The organism is Streptomyces sp. NPDC056231, from assembly GCF_048270745.1.
GTDB lineage: Bacteria > Actinomycetota > Actinomycetes > Streptomycetales > Streptomycetaceae > Streptomyces.
Window position 1 is genome coordinate 16,787 of sequence record NZ_JBLVKW010000057.1, and the last position, 14,368, is coordinate 31,154.

The 14,368-nt window shown below is 70.9% G+C and carries 17 protein-coding genes and 1 pseudogene; 9 read left to right on the top strand and 9 right to left on the bottom strand.

The window, feature by feature from the left end:
• Positions 1 to 2 precede the first annotated feature (2 nt).
• The 6 genes from ACNPQM_RS31575 to ACNPQM_RS31600 all read left to right on the top strand — a co-directional run bounded on the left by ACNPQM_RS31575 (position 3) and on the right by ACNPQM_RS31600 (position 5,474).
• Positions 3 to 386: a VOC family protein gene (locus ACNPQM_RS31575; protein WP_418086646.1), complete on the top strand. Its 384-nt coding sequence runs from the start codon at positions 3 to 5 to the stop codon at positions 384 to 386.
• Between the two features lie 196 nt (positions 387 to 582).
• Complete coding sequence (locus ACNPQM_RS31580; protein ID WP_418086647.1) at positions 583 to 1,608, top strand: DEDDh family exonuclease; 1,026 nt, start codon at positions 583 to 585, stop codon at positions 1,606 to 1,608.
• 64 nt (positions 1,609 to 1,672) lie between these two features.
• A complete protein-coding gene (locus ACNPQM_RS31585; protein ID WP_358860900.1) occupies positions 1,673 to 1,906 on the top strand; it encodes a hypothetical protein in 234 nt (77 codons plus the stop codon).
• A gap of 71 nt (positions 1,907 to 1,977) precedes the next feature.
• A complete protein-coding gene (locus ACNPQM_RS31590; protein ID WP_418086665.1) occupies positions 1,978 to 2,796 on the top strand; it encodes an SURF1 family protein in 819 nt (272 codons plus the stop codon).
• Between the two features lie 117 nt (positions 2,797 to 2,913).
• On the top strand, positions 2,914 to 4,713 hold the full coding sequence (locus ACNPQM_RS31595; protein WP_418086648.1) for a glycoside hydrolase family 15 protein: 1,800 nt from the start codon (positions 2,914 to 2,916) through the stop codon (positions 4,711 to 4,713).
• 5 nt (positions 4,714 to 4,718) lie between these two features.
• A complete protein-coding gene (locus ACNPQM_RS31600; RefSeq protein WP_358860898.1) occupies positions 4,719 to 5,474 on the top strand; it encodes an SDR family oxidoreductase in 756 nt (251 codons plus the stop codon).
• 37 nt (positions 5,475 to 5,511) lie between these two features.
• Here the strand turns inward: ACNPQM_RS31600 and amaP are convergent, their stop codons facing one another.
• Genes amaP through ACNPQM_RS31625 form a run of 5 tightly spaced genes read right to left on the bottom strand, consistent with a single transcriptional unit; the run spans position 5,512 to position 7,850 of the window.
• Positions 5,512 to 6,099 carry an alkaline shock response membrane anchor protein AmaP gene (amaP, locus tag ACNPQM_RS31605; protein WP_418086649.1) on the bottom strand — a complete coding sequence of 196 codons (588 nt, stop codon included), beginning with the start codon at positions 6,097 to 6,099 and terminating at the stop codon, positions 5,512 to 5,514.
• Entirely contained in the window at positions 6,096 to 6,782 is a 687-nt protein-coding gene (locus tag ACNPQM_RS31610; RefSeq protein WP_358860896.1) for a DUF6286 domain-containing protein, read from the bottom strand. The genes amaP and ACNPQM_RS31610 overlap by 4 nt, the downstream gene beginning before the upstream one ends.
• Positions 6,779 to 7,132, bottom strand: coding sequence for an Asp23/Gls24 family envelope stress response protein (locus ACNPQM_RS31615; protein ID WP_358860895.1), 354 nt, complete (start codon positions 7,130 to 7,132; stop codon positions 6,779 to 6,781). The genes ACNPQM_RS31610 and ACNPQM_RS31615 overlap by 4 nt, the downstream gene beginning before the upstream one ends.
• A 5-nt stretch (positions 7,133 to 7,137) precedes the next feature.
• The gene (locus tag ACNPQM_RS31620) at positions 7,138 to 7,329 is read right to left on the bottom strand and encodes a hypothetical protein (protein WP_358860894.1); all 192 of its coding nucleotides are present in this window, start codon (positions 7,327 to 7,329) and stop codon (positions 7,138 to 7,140) included.
• Between the two features lie 32 nt (positions 7,330 to 7,361).
• Positions 7,362 to 7,850 carry an Asp23/Gls24 family envelope stress response protein gene (locus ACNPQM_RS31625; RefSeq protein WP_358860893.1) on the bottom strand — a complete coding sequence of 163 codons (489 nt, stop codon included), beginning with the start codon at positions 7,848 to 7,850 and terminating at the stop codon, positions 7,362 to 7,364.
• A 93-nt stretch (positions 7,851 to 7,943) separates the two neighbouring features.
• On the opposite strand from ACNPQM_RS31625, the gene ACNPQM_RS31630 reads away from it, so the two are divergent.
• Positions 7,944 to 8,645 (top strand): hypothetical protein, encoded by a 702-nt coding sequence (locus ACNPQM_RS31630; protein ID WP_418086650.1) that lies wholly within the window; start codon positions 7,944 to 7,946, stop codon positions 8,643 to 8,645.
• 283 nt (positions 8,646 to 8,928) lie between these two features.
• On the opposite strand, the gene ACNPQM_RS31635 is transcribed toward ACNPQM_RS31630, so the two are convergent.
• From ACNPQM_RS31635 to ACNPQM_RS31645, 3 genes are all read right to left on the bottom strand, one after another.
• Positions 8,929 to 9,720: an enoyl-CoA hydratase/isomerase family protein gene (locus tag ACNPQM_RS31635; RefSeq protein WP_418086651.1), complete on the bottom strand. Its 792-nt coding sequence runs from the start codon at positions 9,718 to 9,720 to the stop codon at positions 8,929 to 8,931.
• Between the two features lie 221 nt (positions 9,721 to 9,941).
• On the bottom strand, positions 9,942 to 10,163 hold the full coding sequence (locus ACNPQM_RS31640; RefSeq protein ID WP_037691626.1) for a helix-turn-helix domain-containing protein: 222 nt from the start codon (positions 10,161 to 10,163) through the stop codon (positions 9,942 to 9,944).
• Positions 10,164 to 10,524: 361 nt separating this feature from the next.
• Positions 10,525 to 12,123, bottom strand: coding sequence for an ABC-F family ATP-binding cassette domain-containing protein (locus ACNPQM_RS31645; protein ID WP_358860890.1), 1,599 nt, complete (start codon positions 12,121 to 12,123; stop codon positions 10,525 to 10,527).
• A 273-nt stretch (positions 12,124 to 12,396) separates the two neighbouring features.
• Between ACNPQM_RS31645 and ACNPQM_RS31650 the strand changes: the two are divergent.
• Both ACNPQM_RS31650 and ACNPQM_RS31655 read left to right on the top strand, forming a co-directional pair.
• Positions 12,397 to 12,504 (top strand): annotated as a pseudogene (locus ACNPQM_RS31650) (neutral zinc metallopeptidase); the annotation flags it as partial.
• A gap of 84 nt (positions 12,505 to 12,588) precedes the next feature.
• Positions 12,589 to 13,002, top strand: coding sequence for a VOC family protein (locus ACNPQM_RS31655; RefSeq protein ID WP_418086652.1), 414 nt, complete (start codon positions 12,589 to 12,591; stop codon positions 13,000 to 13,002).
• 34 nt (positions 13,003 to 13,036) lie between these two features.
• On the opposite strand, the gene ACNPQM_RS31660 is transcribed toward ACNPQM_RS31655, so the two are convergent.
• Positions 13,037 to 14,347 (bottom strand): hypothetical protein, encoded by a 1,311-nt coding sequence (locus ACNPQM_RS31660; protein ID WP_418086666.1) that lies wholly within the window; start codon positions 14,345 to 14,347, stop codon positions 13,037 to 13,039.
• Positions 14,348 to 14,368 lie beyond the last annotated feature (21 nt).

Sequence of the window (14,368 nt, forward strand, 5' to 3'; positions counted from 1 at the left end):
GCATGGTTTCGGTTTTGCAGAACGTGGCGATTGACTGTGCGGATGCCTACGAGCTGGCCCGGTTCTGGAGCAGGGTGACGGGCCGTCCCCTGCATCCGGAGGGCAAACCGGGCGACCGGGAGACTCAGGTGCTGCTGGCGGAGGGCCCGGTGCTGCACTTCAACCAGGTGCCCGAGCCCAAGAAGATCAAGAACCGGATCCATCTGTGTCTGCGCCCTGAGACCTCGCGTGAGCAGGAGGTGGAACGGCTGCTGGGGATCGGTGCCACCTTTGTCACCGATCACCGGAATTCCGATGGCTCTGGCTGGGCAGTCCTCGCCGACCCCGAAGGCAACGAATTCTGCGTTCTTCGCAGCGAGTCCGACCGAGCCGCGATGAATTCCTGAAGCTCACGCGCCATCCTGGCCGGTTTCGTATGACAGCTGGTCACGACCACGTCAGGACGGGCTCGAACTGCGGGGAGTCGCCGCGCTGCCCGGCCGTGACCACGATCGACATGGGCTTCTGTCGCACGCCCTACCCCGGACCGGTCGAACAGAGGGCTCCCGAATAGGGGGCTGTCAGTACCGGCCCGTATTCTCTGTGACCATGCTCGACGACCGCCAGACCGCAGCACCGTGGCCGACCGCCTACCCGCAGGGGTACGCGGTCGTCGACGTGGAGACCACCGGACTCGCCCGCGACGACCGGATAATCTCCGCTGCCGTCTACCGGCTGGACGCGCAGGGCAATGTCGAGGACCACTGGTACACCCTGGTCAACCCGGAGCGGGACCCCGGCCCCGTCTGGATTCACGGTCTGACCAGCGATGTCCTGGACGGAGCCCCGCTCTTCCCGGAGATCTCCGCCGCACTGTCGGAGCGCCTCGCGGGCCGGGTTCTGGTCGCGCACAACGCCGCCTTCGACTGGTCGATGCTGGCCCGGGAGTACGCCCGCGCAGCGGCCGTCGCCCCGGTCGAGCAGCGGCTCTGCACGATCGCGCTCTCCAAGGAGCTGCGGCTGCCGCTGCCCAATCACAAGCTGGAGTCGCTGGCCGCGCATTTCGGAGTCGTGCAGCAGCGTGCGCACCACGCGCTGGACGACGCCCGGGTGCTGGCCGAGGCGTTCCGGCCGAGTCTGCATGCGGCCGCGCGCGACGGGGTGCGGCTACCGCTGCTGGAGTGCCGCCCACTGACAGAGTGGTCGGACTCCCCGGTGACCCCGCGGGTCGGCTATCAGCCCTCGTACGGCAACCAGAACAGCTGGCGCCCTTCCCGGAAGCGGCCCGCCTGCCCGTATCCGAACCCCGGGCGGTACGACAAGGACAAACCGCTCATGCAGGGCATGCGTGTGGCGTTCTCCGGGGACACCTCCATAGACCGTGAGCTGCTGGAGGACCGGTCGGTCGAGGCCGGGCTGCATGTGGCGACCAGCGTCTCCCGGCTGACCAGCCTGCTGGTCACCAACGACCCGGACGCGGCAACATCGAAGACGGTGAAGGCCAAGGCGTTCGGCACGCCGATCGTGGACGAGAGCGCCTTCACCCACCTGCTGAGAGATGTGGCCGAGGCGTCGGCGACGACCGGGGCGCCCGTGGCTGCTGCTCTGCCGACGCCGTCATCGGAGTGAACCGGGGGCGACTCGCCCGTACGCCGCTCGCCGCCCGGCGTCCCCGCGTCCCACCCTGTGGCGCATGGCACGTTGTGAGGTTTGCGGAAACGACTACGGCATGTCGTTCGAGGTGCACGCGCAGGGCGCAGTGCATGTCTTCGACTGCTTCGCCTGCGCCATTCACCGGATGGCACCCATCTGTGAGCACTGCCGGGTCCAGGTCATCGGCCAGGGTGTCGAGGTCGACGGGCACTGGTTCTGCGGGGGGCACTGCGCTCGCGCAGAGGGGAAGGTGGGCATCATCGACAGAGTCTGAGCCCCGGTCGCACGACACCGTCCGCCACCCCCTCCGCGATGCACCCCATGACGCAGTTGTACCGTCGTGGGGTGTACCGCTTCCTGTTGACCCGGCAGTGGCTGATCCTCGCCCTCCTCGCCCTCGTCCTCATTCCCACGATGGTCGAGCTGGGTTTCTGGCAGCTCCACCGGCATGAGCACCGAGTGGCGCAGAACTCCCTGATCTCGCACAACCTGAAGGCGAAGCCGGTTCCGGTCGCCACGCTCACCTCCCCCGGTCACACGGTCCCGCGCTCCGACTACTGGCGTGCGGTGACGGCCACGGGGACGTACGACACGAAGCACGAGGTCGTCGTGCGCCGCCGGACGTCCACCGACGGCAGCGTCGGCTTCCACGTCCTGATCCCGCTCGACCTCAAGGGCGGCGGTACGGTCCTGGTCAACCGGGGCTGGATCCCCACCGCCGACGACCAGCACGCCTTCCCGGACATCCCGGCCGTGCCCACGGGCGAGGTGACCGTCACGGGACGGCTCAAGGCCGACGAGACGACGGGCGCCAGCGGCATCAAGGACCTGTCGGACCTGCCGGACCGCCAGGTGATGCTGATCAACAGCGCCCAGCAGGCCAAGGCGCTCTCCCGGCCGGTCCTCGGCGGCTACATCGAGCAGACCGCCCCCGAACCGCGCGGCGACGTTCCGGAGCTGATCGAGGCGCCGGACGACAGCTCCATCGGTCCGCACATGGCGTACGCGGTCCAGTGGTGGCTGTTCGCCGCTGGTGTCCCTGCCGGATACGTGGTGCTGGCCCGGCGTGAGAAGCGCGACCGGATGGAGGCTGCGGCCAGGGCCGGGGCAGCAGGCGGCCCGGAACAGGAACAGCCGGAGAAGCCCGCGCCCGCGACTGCCTGAGCAGCCCTGCCCGGCGACGGCCCGCCACCATGTCCACGAGCCGGTGATGTCGGGCGTGCGGCCGCCTGTGGGACATCGGCTGCTTAGCGTGCCCCCGGTGCGGGAACACGGCAGAACGTGACCCCACGCATCGAGGACTACGCCCTCATCGGCGATCTGCAGACAGCCGCACTGGTCGGCAGGAACGGTTCTGTGGACTGGCTCTGTCTGCCCCGCTTCGACTCGGGCGCCTGTTTCGCCGCCCTGCTCGGCGACGAGGACAACGGCCACTGGCGCATCGCCCCGAAGGGCGCGGAGACCTGCACCCGGCGCGGCTACGCAGGCGACTCCCTCGTCCTGGAGACGTTCTGGGAGACCCGCACCGGCACCGTCAAGGTCATCGACTTCATGCCGCAGCGCGACCGTGAACCCGATGTCATGCGGATCGTCGAGGGGGTCAGCGGCACCGTCGACATGGCCTCCGTGATCCGGCTGCGCTTCGACTTCGGCTCCATCGTGCCGTGGGTGCGCCGCGCGCGGGGCCACCGGGTGGCGGTCGCCGGACCCGACTCGGTCTGGCTGCGCAGCGAGCCGCCGGTCAAGACGTGGGGCCAGGAGTTCTCCACCTGCTCGTCGTTCACCGTCTCCGCGGGCGAGCAGGTGGCGTTCGTACTGACCTGGCATCCCTCGCACTCGCCGCGCCCCGATCTCGTCGATCCGCACGAGGCGCTGAAGAACACCCTGTCCGACTGGGCCGATTGGTCGGCCCGCTGCAAGTACCGGGGCCCGTACCGGGAGGCCGTGATCCGCTCGCTGATCACCCTCAAGGCGCTCACCTTCGCGCCGACCGGCGGCATCGTGGCGGCCGCCACCACCTCGCTGCCGGAGGAGATCGGCGGCGTACGGAACTGGGACTACCGCTTCTGCTGGCTGCGGGACTCCACCCTGGTGCTCAACGCGTTGATCTCGGCCGGCTATGTGGAGGAGGCCGCCGCCTGGCGGGACTGGCTGCTGCGCGCCGTCGCCGGGGACCCGGCCGACCTGCAGATCATGTACGGCCTGTCGGGCGAACGACGGCTGCCCGAGGTGGAGCTGCCGTGGCTGCGCGGATACGGGAACTCCAGCCCGGTCCGGATCGGCAACGCGGCGGTCCGGCAGCGGCAGCTCGATGTGTACGGAGAGGTCATCGACTCGCTCCGACTGGCGCGTGAAGCGGGCATGCCCGACCAACCGCACGCCTGGAGCCTGCAGCTCAGCCTGCTCGGCTTCCTGGAGTCCACCTGGCGCGAGCCGGACGAGGGGCTGTGGGAGATCCGCGGCCAGCGCCGCCACTTCGTGCACTCGAAGGTGATGGCCTGGGTCGCCGCCGACCGCGCGGTGCGCAACCTGGAGGCCAACCCGTCGCTGGCCGGGGACGCCGACCGGTGGCGGGCGATGCGGGACGCCGTGCACCGGGAAGTGTGCGAGAAGGGGTACGACCCGGTACGGAACACCTTCACGCAGTCGTACGGCTCCCGGGAGCTGGACGCCGCGACGCTGCTGATCGCCCGGACCGGCTTCCTGCCGCCGGACGATCCGCGAATCGTCGGAACGGTCGACGCGGTCCGGGCCGAGCTGGGCAGCAACGGGCTGATCCGCCGCTACAGCACGGACGGCGGCTCGATCGACGGGCTGCCGGGCGGCGAAGGGGCGTTCCTGGCGTGCTCATTCTGGCTGGCTGACGCGCTGCGCCTGATCGGGCGCACCGAGGAAGCCACGGAACTCTTCGAGCGGCTCCTCGCGCTGCGCAACGATGTCGGGCTGCTCGCCGAGGAGTACGACACCGTGGCACGGCGGCAACTGGGCAACTTCCCGCAGGCGTTCAGCCACATCGGACTGGTGGGCACCGCCGTTTCGCTGGCCGGGTGCGACATGCTGGAAGCCGACGCGGCAGGATAGGGTCCATGGATCTTGGGCTGAAGGACCGTGTGTACATCGTGACCGGCGCGACCCGGGGGCTTGGCCATGCCGCCGCGCGGGAGCTTGCGGCGGACGGCGCGAAGGTGATCATCACCGGGCGGGACGGGAAGCGGGCCGAGGCGGCCGCCGCCGAACTGGGACCGGACGTGGTCGGCGTGGCCGCCGACAACGGGGAGCCCGGCGCGGCGCAGCGTCTGGTGGACGCCGCCCATGAGCGGTTCGGGCGGCTCGACGGCATTCTGATCAGCGTCGGCGGACCTGCGCCCGGATTCGTCGCCGACAACACGGACGAGCAGTGGCAGTCGGCGTTCGACTCGGTGTTCCTGGGCGCGGTACGGCTGGCGCGCACGGCGGCTGCGACGCTCGGCGAGGGCGGGGTCATCGGCTTCGTGCTCTCCGGCTCGGTCCACGAGCCGATCGCCGGGCTGACCATTTCGAACGGTCTGCGTCCGGGCCTGGCCGGGTTCGCCAAGTCCCTGGCCGACGAGCTCGGCCCACGGGGCATCCGTGTGGTGGGCGTGCTGCCGTCCCGGATCGACACGGACCGGGTGCGGGAGCTGGACGCGCTGTCCGGCGACGCGGAGGCTTCGCGCACGGCGGCCGAGGCGCGGATTCCGTTGCGCCGGTACGGTACGCCGGAGGAATTCGGGCGGACGGCGGCGTTCCTGCTGTCGCCCGCGGCGTCGTATCTGACGGGGATCATGGTGCCGGTGGACGGCGGGTCGCGGCACGGGTTCTGAGAGGGCCCGATTCTGCCGCTGCCGGACGTCCCCGCCCTCAACTCACTCGTTCCGCACGGTGCTTGACAGCCCTCAGCCGTACTTCCGCCGGCAGTTCCGCCAGGCCCGCCGAGTCCCTCGCGTGAGCCAGGGCCTCGTCCGTGAGGCGGCCGAGGGCCTCGTCCGGTACCGCGTGCGGTTCCATCAGCAGTCGGATCCGCGCCTGCGGCGTGCTGCGCCGGCCGACCAGCATCACCTGGGCGCGGGCCACCCCGTCCAGCGTCCCCGCCTCCGCGGCGAGCACGCCTTCCAGGGCCCGGCCGCGCAACAGCGCCCCCTCGCCGTCGCCGCTGTCGACCAGCACCTCGGCGAGGCGGGCGCGGCGGAGCTGGGCGAGGAACCACCACAACGCGAGGACGACGAGGACCGCGAGGACCACGAGTACGGTCGGCCACCACCAGCCGTCGGCACGCCAGCGGTCCCGGTCGGCCCTGCTGAGCAGCACATCGGCCCTGCCGTGCCACGGCCACCAGGGCGGCACGGAAAGGCCGAGCCCGGCGGCGAGCACCGCGCCGCCGCCGCAGATCAGCACCAGCCCGGCCAGTGCGAGCAGTACCCGGTTGACGGTCCTGAGCACGGCGGTCACCCCTTCTTCGCCGGACGGCGGACATACACGGACAGGCTCGGCGGCTTCGCCAGGCCCAGTTCCTCGATCCCCGCGCCCAGCACGGTGTCCAGGTCGGCCCGCACGTCGTCGAGTTCGCGGAAGTGCGACACGGCACGCACCGCGACCTTGGCGCGCCCCATCCGGACCCACACCGACTGCACGCCGGACACCTCCATGGCCCGGTCGCGCAGGACCAGGGCGGCGGCGGTCCGGTCGAGCCCGGCCCGTACCCCCGGACGGTCGCGGCGCATCGGCAGCACATCGCGCAGACCGGGCGTGGCGGCGAGCACGATCAGCCACACACCGATCGCCGTCGCGAGCGCGGCACCGGTCACCACCCACACATTGTCCAGCGGCCGCTCCGCCAGGTCGTCGGCGAGCGCGCGGCGCCAGTGCATGGCCGGGTGATGGGCCCGTACGGCCGCCACGTCGTACAGCAGCAGGCCGGATCCGCCGAGGATCACCAGCGCGAGGAGCCCGGCCGGGATGCGGCGCGCGGACCAGAAGCGGCCGGCGCTGCCGCCGCTGTGCTCCTTCACCGGCGCCGGGTCGTACGCCGCGGCGGAGGCGGACTGGTCGAGAGCCAGTCCGCCTCCGCGTTCCACGGGGTCGCCGGCGGGCGGGCGCCGCGTGCTGTTCTCCGGCTCCTGGGGCTCGGTCATCGGATCCTCCCCTGTGCCGCGGCGCTCGCTCCCGCGGGGTGCAGACGCTCGACCTGTACGGCCACTTCGGGCACTTCCATCCCCGCCAACGCCTTTACCCGTTCGATGACGTGCCGACGCACGGCACCGCACTGGCGGCCGATGTCGGTGGGATATCCAAGCTCCAGACTGACCCGTACCCGGGCGGTGTCACGGTGCACCGTGACCGTGGCGCGCGGCGAGGCACCCTCCCGCGGCGGCTCGATGACAGCCTCCTTCGCCGCCTGTGCGGCGATCTTCGCGACAACCCGGTCGGCGATCCGGGTCTCGCCCCGTTCCGAGGCAGGAACCCGGCCGAGTACCCCCGACAACGCCGTCACCGCCGTCGGTCGCCGCGCTCGCGACTCCGGAAGAAGTCGCCGGGTTCCAGATCGCCGTCCAGGAAGCGACCGGCGACGTAGCCGATCGCTCCCAGTGCGGCGACAAGCAGAAAGGCCCCGAACCCGCCGAAGTACCCGGCGAATGCGAGCGCCATGCCGGCCACCATGCCGACCACAGCCATGCTCATCGTGCGCTCCTCAACTGCCTCGGCTCGAAGGCCTACTGGAGACGTGGCTCGGAACGGTCCTCTTCCTCCTCGTCGGGCAGCTTCACATCGCTGACCGCAATATTGACCTCGACGACCTCGAGGCCCGTCATCCGCTCGACCGCCGCGATGACGTTCTCCCGTACGTCACGGGCGACATCGGCGATCGACACGCCGTAGTCGACGACGATCTCCAGGTCGAGGGCGGTCTGCGACTCACCGACCTCCGCCTTGACGCCGCGGGTGACCGATTTGCCGCCCCCGGGGACCCGATCGCGCACCGCGCCGAAGGTACGGGACAGGCCGCTGCCCATCGCGTTGACACCGACCACGTCGCGCGCCGCCATACCGGCGATCTTCTCGACCACACCGTCCGCGATGGTGGTACGGCCGCGGGTGGCGGGATCTCCACCGCCGCGCTTGGTCAGCGGACTCTTCCTGGCGTCGTCCCCCGTCGCACTGTCGGGGTTCTCGGGCCGGTTCCGCTGCGGGGTGTCGGTCATCGCCACTCTTCCCTTCGGGGCAGGGTTGGACTTCCTTGCCCACACTAAGTGCGCTTGCCCCGTCTCGCGCCGTGGATGCGGCAGGCTGGGGCAATGACGACGGCTGACAGCCCGCACAGGGCCGACGGGTGGACGACGGCGGTACGGCAGAGGCTCGGCCTGGGCAGACTGCTCCCCCTGGGTGGTCCGGCGGACGGTGCGTGGATCGCCGAGCGGGCCGTGATCTCGGTGCTGCGGCGCTCGGTGGGCGCATCGGAAACCGGCCCGGTGCTCGGGCACGTACGGATCACCGTGGCTGACCCGGACGCGGCCCCGGACCCTTCGCTGCCGTCGCCGCCGAGCGCGCTGCCGCCCGGGCCACTGCGGATCGGGGCGACGATGTCGGCGACGGCCGACCGGCCGCTGCCCGCCGCCGCGGCCGCCCTGCGCTCGGTCCTGCTGACGGCGGCCGTGCAACGGCTCGGCCTGGTGGTCGGCGAGGTGGATCTACAGGTGACGGAGCTGCTGGACACCGTCCCTGACCGGACGGCCCCAGCGCCCGCCGCGGTGCCCGGGGCGGAGCCGGAGGGCGCGGCAGGGACGGCGGCGGCCGCGGTCCCCGGTGTCGTCAAGCTGACCCGTGTGCTGGGCAGCGCGGTGCACACGGCCGCGGACCATGTGCGGGTCGAGCTGGCGACGGACGCGAACCACCGGGCGCTCGATGTGGCGCTGGCGGTGCGAACGGCGGTGGCGGACGCCGTGGACGGACATCCACCGGTGACTGTGCTGGTCACCTCGGTGGTGGACGCGGGATGAGCGGACGAAGTGCACCTGAGAGTGCCCGGCAGTAGGCAGCGCGGGTGAAGGAGCGGGGCTGGGGTGCGTGCTTCGCAAGGCGGAGGATTGAGCCAACGCGAAGGGGGTCCCCCCATGCCTTTGGGGCTATGGGGGAGTTGGTGATTGACGACAACGCCGCGAGGTGCGTGCGCCGGCCCCGCGACGCCGCGAAGCCTACTGCCGGGCACTCTGAACCGCCGCCACCGCGGCGCACACGGAGTGACCGGGCGGTTCCCGCTGGGGGACGCCCGGTGCCATGCCCTCAGTCCGTGAGACCCGCGAGGTCGCGGAGACGGCGGCCCTGGGCCGCGCGCTCGGCGGTGCGCTGGTCCTCGTATGTACGCGAGACCGCACCGCTCAGCAGCGCCTTGGTCTCGACGACGGCGTCACGCGGGGCCGCCAGCAGCGCCGCGGACAGTTCACGGGTCGCCGCGTCGAGCTCGTCGGCGGGGACCACGAGGTTGGCGAGACCGGTGCGCTCGGCCTCCTCCGCGTGGACGAAGCGGCCGGTGGCGCAGATTTCGAGCGCGCGGGCATACCCGACCAGGTGCACCAGAGGGTGTGTGCCGGTGAGGTCGGGGACCAGACCGAGACTGGTCTCACGCATGGCGAACTGCACGTCCTCGGCGACGATCCGCAGATCGCAGGCGAGAGCGAGCTGGAAGCCGGCGCCGATCGCATGCCCCTGGACCGCCGCGACCGACACAATGTCGTTGCGGCGCCACCAGGTGAACGCCTCCTGGTATTCGGCGATGGTCGCGTCGAGCTCGGAATCCTTGCCGCGTGCCAGGTCGAGGAAGGACGGCTCACCGTCGAACCCCTCGGGGCTGAACGCCTGCCGGTCGAGCCCCGCGGAGAAGGACTTGCCCTCACCACGGAGCACGACGACCCGCACGCTGCCGGGCAGCGCCCGTCCGGCCTCCGTCAACGCCCGCCACAGAGCGGGGGACTGAGCGTTGCGCTTGGCCGGATTGGTGAGGGTCACCGTGGCAACCGCGTCATCGACGGTGAGTCGTACGCCGTCCTGGTCGAGCACAGAGTCGAACGAGGTCATGGGGCGCCTCCGGGTCGGGTGCAGTCAGCATGTCGAGCTAAGTGACTGAACAGTAACCACCCGGTCGGTCACATGGCCGACCGGGTGGCCACCGCCCGAAACCGGTGAGCCCTCGGGGCACGTCCGTCCTGCGACGTGTCCCGATCCCCTAGGGCGTGTTTCGAAAGTCCCGCCTGCCCCAAGGGCGGCAGACGGCAGTTCGACGACACGGCCTGAGGCCGTCAGGCCGTCGCAGCCTTCTTGCCCCGTGTCGCTCCGCCGCGTCCCCGCAGCGTGACTCCGGACTCGCTGAGCATCCGGTGGACGAATCCGTAGGAGCGGCCGGTCTCTTCGGCCAACGCCCGGATGCTCGCACCGGAGTCGTACTTCTTCTTCAGGTCTGCCGCGAGCTTGTCGCGCGCGGTGCCGGTCACCCGGCTGCCCTTCTTCAGAGTCTCGGCCACCCGTGCCTCCTCATGGGAAGTGCGCTCTGGATTCTCATGATCACCCCTCGCGGGCTTCCTGGCCACCCATTCGGCAAGGTCCGTACAACCGGTTTCGCACCCCGGGAATACGTCTTCACGAGCGGAATCCCGCATTCTGCCGGGCTTCGAGGGCGGTTCGGCACCGAGTTGAGACGAAGAGCCAGGTCAGGGCCGTATGAGGGGAATCGGCCCCACATGGGTGCGCCCGGCAGGTATCTGCCGGGCGCCGCGCCGAGGTACGAGAGGTCCTCACACGGATGATGGATCACGCGTAGGCCGAATGATCCAGTCGGAATGGATCAGCCGGCAGCGGGCAGGGAAACCGCCCGGACCGCGGGAATCAGGCCAGGGCGACCAGGTCCCGGTAGTCCGCACCCCACAGGTCCTCGACGCCGTCCGGCAGCAGGATGATCCGCTCCGGCTGGAGCGCCTCGACCGCACCCTCGTCGTGCGTGACGAGGACGACCGCGCCCTTGTACGTGCGCAGCGCGCCGAGGATCTCCTCGCGGCTGGCCGGGTCGAGGTTGTTCGTCGGCTCGTCGAGGAGCAGCACATTGGCGGAGGAGACCACCAGGGTCGCGAGCGCCAGACGGGTCTTCTCACCGCCGGAGAGCACGCCGGCCGGCTTGTCGACGTCGTCGCCGGAGAAGAGGAACGAGCCCAGCGTCTTGCGGACCTCGACGAGGTCGAGATCCGGGGCGGCGGAGCGCATGTTCTCCAGAACCGTGCGCTCCGGGTCGAGGGTCTCGTGCTCCTGGGCGTAGTAGCCGAGCTTGAGCCCGTGGCCCTCGATGACCTCGCCGGTGTCGGGCTTCTCGGCACCGCCGAGGAGCCGGAGCAGGGTGGTCTTGCCCGCACCGTTGAGGCCGAGGATGACGACGCGAGAGCCCTTGTCGATGGCGAGGTTCACGTCGGTGAAGATTTCGAGCGAACCGTAGGACTTGGACAGCCCCTCCGCCATCAGAGGGGTCTTGCCGCACGGCGAGGGCTCGGGGAAGCGCAGCTTGGCGACCTTGTCGGAGACCCGGACCGCCTCCAGGCCGGAGAGCAGCCGCTCGGCGCGCTTGGCCATGTTCTGCGCGGCGACGGTCTTGGTCGCCTTGGCGCGCATCTTGTCGGCCTGCGAGTTGAGCGCGGCAGCCTTCTTCTCGGCGTTCTGACGCTCACGCTTGCGACGCTTCTCGTCGGCCTCGCGCTGCTGCTGGTAGAGCTTCCAGCCCATGTTGTAGATGTCGATCTGCGAGCGGTTGGCATCGAGGTAGAAGACCTTGTTGACGACCGTCTCGACGAGGTCGACATCGTGGGAGATCACGACGAAGCCGCCGCGGTAGGTCTTCAGGTAGTCGCGCAGCCAGACGATGGAGTCGGCGTCGAGGTGGTTCGTCGGCTCGTCGAGGAGCAGGGTGTCGGCGTCCGAGAACAGGATGCGGGCCAGCTCGACGCGGCGGCGCTGACCGCCGGAGAGCGTGTGGAGCGGCTGTCCGAGCACCCGGTCGGGCAGGCTGAGCGCGGCGGCGATGGTGGCGGCCTCGGCCTCGGCGGCGTAACCGCCCTTGGTGAGGAACTCCGTCTCCAGCCGCTCGTACTTCTTCATCGCCTTCTCGCGGGTGGCACCCTTGCCGTTCGCCATCCGGTCCTCGTTCTCACGCATCTTGCGCAGGATCTCGTCCAGCCCACGGGCGGACAGGATGCGGTCGCGGGCGAGGACGTCGAGATCACCGGTGCGCGGGTCCTGCGGGAGGTAGCCGACCTCACCGGAGCGGGTGATGGTGCCGCCGGCCGGTGCGCCCTCGCCGGCGAGGCACTTGGTGAGAGTGGTCTTGCCCGCTCCGTTGCGGCCGACGAGGCCGATGCGGTCGCCCTTGGCGATACGGAAGTTGGCGGACTCGATGAGGATGCGGGCGCCGGCACGCAGCTCGATACCGGAAGCGGTGATCACGGAAAAACTCCAGGGCGGGTTGGACGGCGGACGGGACGACTTCAGAGTCTCGACTCGACGCCGCTACTCATGCACAAGGAGAATTGCCATACAGGCCATTCTACTGGCGGTGTGCAACTGCTTTTCCGCATGCTCCTACGGCATTTGCCGATCACTCGCCCGGAACGCCCTCCGGCGCCGCCCTCCTGACTCCATCCGGCGACCAGAACAGGCATAGCGGTGTGAACTATCCGATACTCGGCGCAGTGCAGTGAGGCAGCCGCGGCCGGACGGAGAGTGGCGCCGGAGTCCTGGGCGCACGGCTCGACGGCGCAGCGGCAGCAGTGGTTCACCACCGGTTTCCGCAGCGGCGGCATGGCCGACTCCACCACCCTCCGGTGAAACGGCCGCGCGGCCGGTCCGCTGCCGATGACCGACGGAACACTGAGACGCAGATCACCATGGAGAGCGAAAGAGGTGAGCGCCATGGCGGGCGCACCGGCCGGGGTTCCGACGATCTATCCGACGATTCTGTACGACGACGCGAAGGCCGCGATCAGGACGCTGACGGAGGGGCTGGGGTTCACCGAGGAAGCGGTGTACGAGGGCGAGAGCGGCACGGTGCTGCACGCGGAGCTGTCCTGCGGCAACGGCAGGGTGATGCTGGGCTCCAAGGGGCGCGGGGGGATCTTCGCCGAGGCGATGACGGATGCCGGACCGAGCGGGGTGTACGTCGTGGTGGACGAGGTCGATGCGCACCATGCGCGGGCCGTGGAGTACGGCGTGGAGATCCTGATGCCGCCCACGGATCAGGACTACGGGTCGCGCGACTACATGGCGCGTGATGCGGAGGGCAATGTGTGGAGCTTCGGGACGTACGCCCCGGGGTCCGCGGACTGACCGCGTCCGCGTCCCCGGGCGCTCTCCCTGATTCCTACGCGCCGCCGGTGTGCACCTGGAAGGCGGCCCGGCGGACGGCCTTGGCCAGTGCGGGGTCCGGATGGGCGGCGGCCAGCGCCACCAGCACCTGGACGGTACGCGGGTGGCCGACGGCCCGGACCTCGTCCAGCAGCGCCGGGACCGTGCCCTGGACGGCGGAGTCGAGGTGACGGACCAGCAGTGCCGTCTCGCCGTGGTCGGCGACGGCCGCCGCGGTGTCGATCCAGAGCCAGGTGGCTTCCTCACGGCTGAGGACCTCCTGGGCGTCCTCCGGGTCGGCTCCGTCGTACTCGGCCAGCCAGAGCAGGGCGTACGGGCGCAGCGACGGGTCGGTGACGACGGAGCGCACCACCGGCTCGGCGGGGGCCCCGACGACCCGGAGTGCCTCGAAGGCGAGTCCGCGCAGCAGCGCGTCCTCGCCTCGGGCGACGGCGAGCAGTTCGGCGACGGCGCTGCCGATGGGACGGGCGGCCAGCCAGGCGCGGTATTCGGCGCGGGCCGGTCCGGGGGTGAGCCGGGCACAGCCGAGCAGCATGTCGGCGGCGGACTGCTCGATGTTCCCGGCCGGGCTCTGGGCGGCGACGCAGATCTGTTCCAGCTTGACCCAGACCGCCCAGTTGCCGAGCGGGGTGAGGGTGGCATGACCGGCGCCGAGCGTGAGTGCGCCGACGGCGGCCAGTCCCTCCAGTGCCCAGTCGAGGAGCAGCGCGACCAGGGCGGCGGGGTGCGCGGTGAGAGCGGGTTCGGCCGGTTCGGCTGGCCCCTTTGACCCATAGGGCACCTCGCAGCGCTCCTCGTGGAGTTCGGCGACGCGCTGGCCGAGGAGATCGAGGAGGGCGGGCACGGTGACCGGACCCGCCGAGAGCTGCAGGAGGGAGAGCACCTGGGGTACGGCCTCGACGGCTTCGGCGACCGCGGTGGACTCGATGCCATCGGGCGCCGGGTGGACGAGCGACCAGGCGTCGAAGAGCGCCACCCAGCCACGGAGCACGGCGGAGTCGTCGCGGTCCCAGGCGCGCAGCCGCCAGCCGGGGCGTGCGGTCTCGCCGTGGAGTTCGACGAGGCCGGCCAGGCGGGCCCGGTCCCAGCCGGAGCGGACCTGCGCCGGGGACAATTCCAGTGCGGTCGCAGCCCGTTCGAGAGCGTGGGCGGCGAGCGGGGCCGTGCCGGGGCTCGCGCCGTCGGCGGCCCAGCGGGCGATCCGTACGGCGTCGGCGAGCGCGGCCCTGGCCTCGCGGGCGAGTTCCGCACGGGGCGGGGTGCCCTCGGGCGGGCGGGGTACCGGCCTGGTGCGCCGGGTGGTCACGGCCTTGCGGGCGGTGGCAAG

Bases quoted from the DNA above. Each gene is read 5' to 3' on its own strand.
- ACNPQM_RS31620 (WP_358860894.1), bottom strand. From the start codon at position 7,329: ATGAGCATGGCTGTGGTCGGCATGGTGGCCGGCATGGCGCTCGCATTC.
- ACNPQM_RS31625 (WP_358860893.1), bottom strand. From the start codon at position 7,850: ATGACCGACACCCCGCAGCGGAACCGGCCCGAGAACCCCGACAGTGCG.
- ACNPQM_RS31575 (WP_418086646.1), top strand. From the start codon at position 3: ATGGTTTCGGTTTTGCAGAACGTGGCGATTGACTGTGCGGATGCCTAC.
- ACNPQM_RS31635 (WP_418086651.1), bottom strand. From the start codon at position 9,720: ATGACCTCGTTCGACTCTGTGCTCGACCAGGACGGCGTACGACTCACC.
- ACNPQM_RS31585 (WP_358860900.1), top strand. From the start codon at position 1,673: ATGGCACGTTGTGAGGTTTGCGGAAACGACTACGGCATGTCGTTCGAG.
- ACNPQM_RS31655 (WP_418086652.1), top strand. From the start codon at position 12,589: ATGGCGGGCGCACCGGCCGGGGTTCCGACGATCTATCCGACGATTCTG.
- ACNPQM_RS31600 (WP_358860898.1), top strand. From the start codon at position 4,719: ATGGATCTTGGGCTGAAGGACCGTGTGTACATCGTGACCGGCGCGACC.
- ACNPQM_RS31630 (WP_418086650.1), top strand. From the start codon at position 7,944: ATGACGACGGCTGACAGCCCGCACAGGGCCGACGGGTGGACGACGGCG.
- ACNPQM_RS31610 (WP_358860896.1), bottom strand. From the start codon at position 6,782: ATGACCGAGCCCCAGGAGCCGGAGAACAGCACGCGGCGCCCGCCCGCC.